We start from the raw sequence: 505 nt of genomic DNA, 5'->3' as shown, positions 1-505 counted from the left end.
AGCATCGAGTTCAGCGATGAGGGTCCGGAAGCCGTTCTTCGCTACAAACTTGTCGGTTCCCTTGGAATGCTGGTGGGGCAATTGGGCGAGAATTTTCATGGCATCACGAATGGCGTCCGGATCCGCGTCCTCGAATAGGACATCGCTGACAAATTCCACCCAGAACTTTTCGCAAACGTTTGCCTTGCTACCGCTTCCTTTCTTCCAACGCTTGCCGGCGGCTTCGTCCCCAGTTTGTGCAACTGAAAATTTATCACCGTAGCCAGCGAACTTGAGTTCTTTCATATGCCTGATCCCTTCAAAGAGAGTGATCCCTCGAGGTTTGTTTTCAAGAACCTTTCTGGTTTCTGGCGTGAGATCTCGCAGGTCGATGTTCCCCAATCGAGGCGGACGCACTCTAATCCGGAACGCAGTGTCATCATGCTCAGCGGCAGAGCTGGAGACAGCTTCATCGCCCTCTGAGCTCGGGGGCTTTTGAGCCACAAGCGTGGCGTCTTCCCCTGTG

At 53.7% G+C, this 505-nt stretch carries 1 protein-coding gene; it reads right to left on the bottom strand.

Annotated features, from left to right (window positions below):
* Positions 1 to 285: hypothetical protein (locus Q7C20_RS27210; RefSeq protein ID WP_375071244.1), on the bottom strand; the 285-nt coding region annotated here is incomplete at its 3' end.
* Between the last annotated feature and the right edge of the window lie 220 nt (positions 286 to 505).

The sequence above is a fragment of the Pseudomonas sp. AMR01 genome, from assembly GCF_041946035.1.
GTDB classification, from domain to species: domain Bacteria; phylum Pseudomonadota; class Gammaproteobacteria; order Pseudomonadales; family Pseudomonadaceae; genus Aquipseudomonas; species Aquipseudomonas antarctica_B.
This window is presented reverse-complemented; position numbering and strand designations above follow the sequence as displayed.